Origin of the sequence: Streptomyces sp. NPDC057253 (assembly GCF_042669125.1) — a bacterium.
GTDB lineage: Bacteria > Actinomycetota > Actinomycetes > Streptomycetales > Streptomycetaceae > Streptomyces.
On the sequence record NZ_JBHUXV010000224.1, the window covers coordinates 1 to 8812 of the forward strand.

At 69.3% G+C, this 8812-nt stretch carries 4 protein-coding genes; 3 read left to right on the forward strand and 1 reads right to left on the reverse strand.

Annotated features, from left to right (window positions below; all coding sequences use genetic code 11):
* Window positions 1-27: 27 nt before the first annotated feature.
* The gene (gene eccCa / locus ACFULQ_RS47495) at window positions 28-3966 is read right to left on the reverse strand and encodes a type VII secretion protein EccCa (protein ID WP_383557623.1); all 3939 of its coding nucleotides are present in this window, start codon (window positions 3964-3966) and stop codon (window positions 28-30) included.
* Between the two features lie 260 nt (window positions 3967-4226).
* Between eccCa and eccD the strand changes: the two genes are divergently transcribed.
* The 3 genes from eccD (at window position 4227) to ACFULQ_RS47510 (ending at window position 8791) form a co-directional block, all read left to right on the forward strand.
* Complete coding sequence (gene eccD, locus ACFULQ_RS47500; protein ID WP_383557626.1) at window positions 4227-5690, forward strand: type VII secretion integral membrane protein EccD; 1464 nt, start codon at window positions 4227-4229, stop codon at window positions 5688-5690.
* 258 nt (window positions 5691-5948) lie between these two features.
* The gene (rpsO, locus tag ACFULQ_RS47505) at window positions 5949-6236 is read left to right on the forward strand and encodes a 30S ribosomal protein S15 (protein ID WP_033529274.1); all 288 of its coding nucleotides are present in this window, start codon (window positions 5949-5951) and stop codon (window positions 6234-6236) included.
* Between the two features lie 335 nt (window positions 6237-6571).
* Window positions 6572-8791: a polyribonucleotide nucleotidyltransferase gene (locus tag ACFULQ_RS47510; protein WP_383557630.1), complete on the forward strand. Its 2220-nt coding sequence runs from the start codon at window positions 6572-6574 to the stop codon at window positions 8789-8791.
* Window positions 8792-8812 lie beyond the last annotated feature (21 nt).

Below are 8812 nucleotides of genomic sequence, written 5' to 3' on the forward strand. Positions count from 1 at the left end.
CGGTCCGCCCCTCCCTGGTGCGCTGACTCAGCTCTCCGGCAGGTACCCGGTCTGGACGAGCTGCCCGCTCGAGCGGCGGGAGATGAACTGGCCGCGGCCCTGAGGCATCGGGGCCGCCTTGATGTTGTTGAACACCGGGCCCTCCGACGGGTCGCCCGACAGCACGATGCCCTGTGCGCCGAGCTCCTTGATCCGGGTGAGGACCGGCTCGAAGGAGGAGCGCGAGGCACCCGAGGTGGTGCGGGCCAGGATGATCCGCAGACCCAGGTCACGCGCGAACGGCAGGTACTCCAGGAGCACCGACATCGGGTTGCCCATCGACGTGGCGACCAGGTCGTAGTCGTCGATGAAGATGAACGCGTCCGGCTCGCTGTACCAGGACCGGTTGCGCAGCTGGTCCGGCGTCACGTCCGGGCCCGGCATACGGCGGCTCATCGAACCGGCCAGCGACTCCATGACCTCCTGGAGCTGCGGACCCGAGGCGCAGTACTTGTACATGTGGCTCTCCGGCACCTGACCGAGCAGCGCGCGCCGGAAGTCCGAGACCACGAACAGCGCCTTGTTGGGCTGGTAGCGCTCGGCGATCTGCTTGGCCATGAACCGCAGCAGCGAGGACTTGCCGGACTCGCTCTCGCCGTAGATGACGAACAGCGGGTCGGTCTCGAAGTCCACGAAGACCGGCGAGAGGGTGAGCTCGTCGACGCCGATCGCGATGCCGCGGCTGCCGAAGTCCCCGCCACCGGGCAGCTCGGACGCGGGCAGCAGCGTCGGCAGCATCCGCACCTTGGGGGCCGGCGCGCCCTGCCAGGCGCTGTTGACGCTCTGCACGAGGTTCGCCATGCCGTCGGCCAGGTCCTCCACCTGCGTCGACCCGTCGATCCGGGGCGTGGCGGCGAGATAGTCCAGCTTCTCCGGGGACAGACCGCGGCCGGGCTTGCCCATCGGCACGTTCTCGGCCCGCTTGCGGTCGAACTCCGACTCCATCGCGTCACCGAGGCGCAGTTCGAGCCGGCTGAGGATCTGGTCGCGCAGCGCCGGCCGCATCTCGGTGTACCGGGTCGCCGTGATGATCAGGTGGATGCCGAAACCGAGACCGCGGGTCGCGATGTCCGCGATGACCGGGTCGAGCATCTCGTAGTCGTTCTTGAAGGTCGCCCAGCCGTCGATGATGAGGAAGACGTCACCCCACTGCTGGTCGGGGTAGTGCCCCTGCGCCCGGCGGTTGCGGAAGGTGCCCATGGAGTCGATGCTCTTGGAGCGGAAGAACTCCTCGCGCGCGTTGAGGATCCCGTGCACCTCCGCGACCGTACGGCGGACCTTCTCCTGGTCCAGCCGGGAGGCCGCACCGCCCATGTGGGCCAGGTTCTCCAGCGCGAGCATGCCGCCACCGCCGAAGTCGAGGGCGTAGAACTGCACTTCGGCCGGCGTGTGGGTGAGCGCGAACGACGTGATCATCGTGCGCACCAGCGTCGACTTGCCGGACTGCGGACCACCCACGATCAGCGCGTGACCGGCGGCACCGGAGAGGTCCGCGTACATCACGTCACGCCGCTGCTCGAACGGCTTGTCGACCAGACCGACCGGGACGACCAGCTTGCCCTGCGCGTGGTAGCCCTCGGCGTGCAGCCCGCGCTCCGGGCTGACCCCCAGCACCGGCAGCACCTGGTCGAGGCTGAACGGCTCGTCCAGCGGCGGCAGCCACACCTGGTGGGCGGGCGGACCCTGACCGTCCAGGCGGCTGACGATGACGTCGAGAACGGTGTCCGCGAGCGCGTCGTCGATCTGGTTGCCCCGGGTCTCCGGCTCCGGATCGGCGAGGATCCGCACCGGCACCGGCGCCGCGGTGAACAGCACGGGGGAGCGGTCGATGCGCCCGCCGCCCTGCGCCATCGGCCCGTTCGGCCGGTAGGTGCCGGACACGTACGCGGCCTTGAACTGCACCATCGTCTCGGTGTCGTACTTGAGGATGCCCGCGCCGGGGACGTTCGGCAGGTGGTAGGCGTCGGGCACGCCGATCGCCGTACGGGACTCGGCCGCGGAGAAGGTGCGCAGACCGATGCGGTACGACAGGAAGGTGTCCAGACCGCGCAGCTTGCCCTCCTCCAGGCGCTGCGAGGCGAGCAGCATGTGCACACCCAGCGAACGGCCGATCCGGCCGATCTGGATGAACATCTCGATGAAGTCCGGCTTGGCGGCGAGGAGTTCGCTGAACTCGTCGATGATCAGGACGAGCGAGGGCAGCGGGTCCAGCGCGGCACCGGCGGCCCGCGCCTTCTCGTAGTCGGTGATGTTGGCGTAGTTGCCGGCCTGCCGCAGCAGCTCCTGACGACGGGTCAGCTCACCGGTGATGGAGTCGCGCATGCGGTCCACGAGGGTGAGCTCGTCGGCCAGGTTGGTGATGACCGCGGAGACGTGCGGCATGGAGCCCATGCCGGTGAAGGTGGCACCGCCCTTGAAGTCCGCGAGGACGAAGTTGAGCGTCTCGGAGGAGTGCGTGACCGCCAACCCCAGGACGAGCGTGCGCAGCAGCTCCGACTTGCCGGAACCGGTGGCGCCGACGCACAGGCCGTGCGGGCCCATGCCCTCCTGCGAGGCCTCCTTGATGTCCAGCATGACCGGCTCGCCGCTCTCGCCGAGACCGATCGGCACCCGCAGCCGCTCGTGCAGCGTGCGCGGCCGCCAGGTGCGCGAGACGTCAACGCTCGCCGCGTCACCGATCTGCATGAGGTCGGTGAAGTCCAGGTTCGCCAGCAGCGGTTCGTCCGCGTCGGCGGCACCGAGGCGCAGCGGCGCCAACTGCCGGGCCAGCGACTCGGCCTGCGCCTGCGACAGCACGTCGGGCGTGCCGGTGAAGACACCGGTGCCCGCCTCCAGCTCCATGGCCTCCGGCCACACCCGGATCGACAACGAGCCGCGTGCCTCGTCGAGTTCACCGGGCACCACCTCGAGGATGGTCACACCCTGGAGGCCCTCCGCCGAGGCGAGCACCGAGTCCGCGGGCACCCCGCCGCCGTCGAGGACGACGACCACGTGCGGCTGGTCCAGCACCGGCGAACCGTCCCGGCTCCAGCGCGGGCGGCCCTCCAGCTGGTGGGCGATCATCTCCTCCAGCTCGCCGAGGTCGAAGCAGAGCAGCCGCCGGGAACCGGCGCCGTCGGACTCCTTGTGCTGCATGTGCGGCAGCCACTTGGTCCACTCCCAGTCCACCGCCGCGCCCGGCGAGGCCACGACCGCGATCACCACGTCCTCGGGCGAGTGCAGCGAGGCCAACTGGCCGATGACGGACCGGGTCTGGCCGTAGACCGTCTCGGCGTCACCGGAGATCGTCACGTGGTAGAAGGAGCGCAGCCCGATGGCCAGCGGCAGTTCACCGAGCGTGCCGTAGCTCGCGATGAACTGCTGCATCGCGTGGGCGGTCAGCGGCTCCAGCTCGTCCACCGGCGCGGTGTCGGGGGCGACCAGCGGGGTGGCCAGCTGCTGCGGGCCGAGACCGATGCGGACCTGGACGAAGTCCTGGTCCATGGAACGCCGTTCCCACAGCCGGGACCCCTCGGCGACCAGCGCCCACAGCTGCTCCGGCGCCGGGTGCAGGTAGTACTGGGCGTCGCGTTGCTTGTGCACCGTGCGCCGCACCTCGCGCCGCTTCTGCGCGAGGTACTTGAGGTAGTCGCGCCGGGCCTCGGCCATCTGACCGGAGGGTCCCTTGCGGGCCCGCACGATCTGGGCGACCAGCATGGCGACCGTGGACACCATCATCAGGCCGCCCATGATCTTCATGAAGCCCTGGGCGCCCGGCATGAAGAAGAACGCCGCCGACGAACCCATGCCCAGCATGGGCAGCAGGTTCATCAGCAGACTGTCGTCCTCGGTACGAGGCAGTTCGGGAGGGGATTCGAGCTTGACCTCCTCATTCGGCACCTCCGGCGGGTAAACCCGCGGCGGGCGCTTGACGATGACGACGCTCACCGATCCACCAGTCCTTCACGCGATAGCAATGTCGAACCGCCCCCGTCGTGACGGCCCCCGTACGTTCGTCGACTCATGGGGCTCGGCCCACACATGAGTCGGGCGTTGATCCTACTGTTCTGCGGGCCTGTTGAGCCGGGAGGGGATGGGGAGATGCCGCAAGAGGACGGTAGGGTGACGCTCCAAACGAAGCGCGGAGAGGGTTTCGCCCTGGCAAACCGCGACGAATCACCGAGTACTGGACTAGGGGGAACCGTCAGGTGAGTACGGTTTCAGCAACCGGATTCTGCCGGGTCACGGTGGCCGCACCGAACAGCCGGATCGACGTGGCACTTCCCGAGGACGTGCCGCTCTCTGACGTATACCCGGAGATCCTGCGGCTGTCGGGACAGACGCCCGAGGAGGCCGCGCCCACCGGGTACAACCTCGTGCGCAGGGACGGCTCCGTCCTCGACGACGGCCGCTCGCTCGCCGAACAGCAGATACGCGATGGCGAATTGCTGCTCCTGCGGCCGTTCGCGGACTCGCTGCCGCCCGCCGTCTTCGACGACGTGGTGGACGCCGTGGCCGCGGTGGTCGAGGCCGACCGGCGCAGCTGGAACGACGGCATGATGCGCACCGTCGGCCTGATCTCCGGCGCGCTGCTGCTCACCATGATGGCGTTCGCACTGTGGTTCTCGGAGCCGCTCCGCCACGACATGCACGGACTGCCCGGCGTCATCGCCGGCGCCACCGGCGTCGTCCTCGTCGCCCTCGCCTCGGTACGGGCCCGGGTCTACGACGACCACCACGCGGCCGTGGCCCTCGGCATCGCCGCGCTGCCGCACCTGATGGTCGGCGGCTCCGGGATCATGGGCCTCGACGCGGGGGAGGGCCCCGGCCGGCTGAACCTCCTGGTGGGCTTCGCCGCCGTCCTGGTGGCCGCGGTGCTGCTCGTCCTGATGCTCCCGCAGAACGACGCGGCCTTCATCGCCGCCGCGTTCGGCGCCGGCATCGGTGTCCTCGCCACCTTCGCGGCGATCGTCTCGGAGGCCGAGCCGCGCGAGACCGCCGCAGTCACCGCCGTGGTCATGATCGCCGTCATCGGCTTCCTGCCCGGCTGGTCCGCCCGCTTCTCCCGGCTGCCCATCGGCTTCCGCTCGCCCGACCAGATCGCCAAGCGCGGCCGCGCCGAGGACCAGCAGGAGCAGGAGCCGGTCGACTACCAGCTCATCACCGACCAGGCCCGCCGCGGCCACGAACTGCTGCTCGGTCTCGTCGGCGGCTGTGCGGTCACCGGGGTCGCCTCCGCCGGCGTGGTGCTCGGCTTCTCCACCAGTGGCTGGGCCCAGCTGCTGTCGCTGGCGGCCGGCCTCGCCATGCTGATGCGGGCCCGGCTCTTCCGGTACACGTCCCAGGTCGTGACCCTGATGATCTCGGGGATCGTCACGGTCAGCCTGCTGGTCCTGGGCCTGGCCCTGAACCCGCCGGCCGACATCATGGAAGAGCTCGTCTACAACCACAACCACGCCCCGCTGGACATCCGCACCGTCTGGCTGGCCGCCGCGGTCGCCTTCGGCGCGATGCTCCTGGTCGCGGTCGCCCTGATCGTCCCGCGCAAGGGCGTGACCCCGTTCTGGGGCCGCATGCTCGACCTGAGCGAGGGCGCGGTGCTGCTGTCCCTGGTCCCGCTCTGCCTCGCGGTCCTGGACCTGTACGCGGCGGCCCGCGGCATGACCAGCTGACGCCCGTCCCGACCGGTTGACGGCGGCTGTCCCCCGTACGGGTGGCAGCCGCCGTGGCATGTGTACGACGCCGGCGTGGCCCGGGGCACTGCCGCCGGACTGATACCCTGGCTGACGGCCGTTTGTGTACGCACCCCCGGAGCTCGCCGCTCTGGAGGCCGCGCCCAGCGGATCCCCGCCTCCCGAGTTACGGAAGCTCCCCTGAGAAGTGGACCAGGGGCACTCGGTGGCTACTCAAAAAGACTACGAGGAGTACGCGTGTCGCTCGACGCCGCTACGAAGAAGCAGATCATCAGCGAGTTCGGTACCAAGGAGGGCGACACCGGCTCCCCCGAGGTCCAGGTCGCGATGCTCTCGCGCCGTATCTCGGACCTGACCGAGCACCTCAAGACCCACAAGCACGACCACCACTCCCGTCGTGGTCTGCTGATCCTGGTCGGTCAGCGCCGTCGCCTTCTCCAGTACCTGGCGAAGAAGGACATCCAGCGCTTCCGTACGCTGGTCGACCGCCTCGGCATCCGCCGCGGTGCGGCGGGCGCCAAGTAGGACGCCGTGAAGGGAGCGGTTCCCGAAACGATCGGGGGCCGCTCCCTTTGCCGTATGTGCACGCCGTATGTACGCCGTACGTACGGAAACGTGCGCAGTGTCACACCCACTTTGTAGTGTGGTAGCACAACGCAGTAACAACGCAGTACCACGAGGAGAAGTGCACCTCGCCGCCGCCGGTCCTCGGTAGTGGCCCCCGGGCCTTGCGAACCCGGGTGCTTCGATCGAAGACCGGCCCGCACCAGATGGAGCGCTTCTCCGCGCACGTCCCCCCGCCACACGGGCGGATCGGGACAAAAGACGATACGCAGACGAAAAGTAACGGAGAGCACCTAGTGGAGAACGAGACCCACTACGCCGAGGCCGTCATCGACAACGGCTCCTTCGGCACCCGCACCATCCGCTTCGAGACGGGCCGCCTCGCCAAGCAGGCCGCCGGCTCCGCCGTGGCCTACCTGGACGACGACACCATGGTGCTGTCGGCCACCACCGCCTCGAAGAACCCCAAGGACCAGCTCGACTTCTTCCCCCTGACGGTGGACGTCGAGGAGCGGATGTACGCCGCCGGCAAGATCCCCGGCAGCTTCTTCCGCCGCGAGGGCCGGCCCTCCGAGGACGCGATCCTCACCTGCCGCCTCATCGACCGCCCGCTGCGCCCGTCCTTCAAGAAGGGCCTGCGCAACGAGATCCAGGTCGTCGCCACCATCATGGCGCTCAACCCCGACCACCTGTACGACGTCGTGGCGATCAACGCCGCCTCCGCGTCCACCCAGCTGGCCGGTCTGCCCTTCTCCGGCCCGATCGGCGGCGTCCGCGTCGCGCTGATCAACGGCCAGTGGGTCGCCTTCCCGACGCACTCCGAGCTCGAGGACGCCGTCTTCGACATGGTCGTCGCGGGCCGCACCCTGGAGGACGGCGACGTCGCGATCATGATGGTCGAGGCCGAGGCCACCGAGAAGACCATCCAGCTGGTCAAGGGCGGCGCCGAGGCCCCGACCGAGGAGGTCGTCGCCGCCGGTCTGGAAGCCGCGAAGCCCTTCATCAAGGTCCTGTGCAAGGCCCAGGCCGACCTCGCCGCCAAGGCCGCCAAGCCGACCGGCGAGTTCCCGATCTTCCTCGACTACCAGGACGACGTCCTGGAGGCGCTCTCCGCCGCCGTCCGCCCGGAGCTCGCCTCCGCGCTGACCATCGCCGGCAAGCAGGAGCGCGAGGCCGAGCTGGACCGCGTCAAGGCGCTCGCCGCCGAGAAGCTCCTCCCGGAGTTCGAGGGCCGCGAGAAGGAGATCTCCGCCGCGTACCGCTCCCTGACCAAGCAGCTCGTCCGCGAGCGCGTGATCAAGGAGAAGAAGCGCATCGACGGCCGTGGCGTCACGGACATCCGTACGCTCGCCGCCGAGGTCGAGGCCATCCCGCGCGTGCACGGCTCCGCGGTGTTCGAGCGTGGCGAGACCCAGATCCTGGGCGTCACCACCCTCAACATGCTCCGCATGGAGCAGCAGCTGGACACCCTCTCCCCGGTGACCCGCAAGCGCTACATGCACAACTACAACTTCCCGCCGTACTCCACCGGCGAGACCGGCCGCGTCGGCTCCCCCAAGCGCCGCGAGATCGGCCACGGCGCCCTCGCCGAGCGCGCCCTGGTCCCGGTCCTGCCGACCCGCGAGGAGTTCCCCTACGCGATCCGCCAGGTCTCCGAGGCGCTGAGCTCCAACGGCTCCACGTCCATGGGCTCGGTCTGCGCCTCCACCATGTCGCTGCTGAACGCCGGTGTGCCCCTGAAGGCCCCCGTCGCCGGTATCGCCATGGGCCTGATCTCCCAGGACATCGACGGCGAGACGCACTACGTCACCCTCACCGACATCCTCGGCGCGGAGGACGCCTTCGGCGACATGGACTTCAAGGTCGCCGGCACCAAGGAGTTCGTCACCGCCCTCCAGCTCGACACCAAGCTGGACGGCATCCCCGCCTCCGTCCTGGCCGCGGCCCTCAAGCAGGCCCGTGACGCCCGCCTCCACATCCTCGACGTGATGATGGAAGCGATCGACACCCCGGACGAGATGTCCCCGAACGCCCCGCGGATCATCACCGTCAAGATCCCCGTGGACAAGATCGGCGAGGTCATCGGCCCCAAGGGCAAGATGATCAACCAGATCCAGGAGGACACCGGCGCCGAGATCACGATCGAGGACGACGGCACCATCTACATCGGTGCCGCCGACGGCCCGGCCGCCGAGGCCGCCCGCACCACGATCAACGGCATCGCCAACCCGACCATGCCGGAGGTCGGCGAGCGCTACCTGGGCACCGTCGTGAAGACGACGACCTTCGGCGCGTTCGTGTCGCTGCTCCCGGGCAAGGACGGTCTGCTGCACATCTCGCAGATCCGCAAGCTCGCGGGCGGCAAGCGCGTGGAGAACGTCGAGGACGTCCTCGGTGTGGGCCAGAAGGTCCAGGTCGAGATCGCCGAGATCGACTCCCGCGGCAAGCTCTCCCTGATCCCCGTGATCGAGGGCGAAGAGGGCTCGGACGACAAGAAGGACGACACCGACAAGTGACGTCGAGCAGCTCGACGGCGA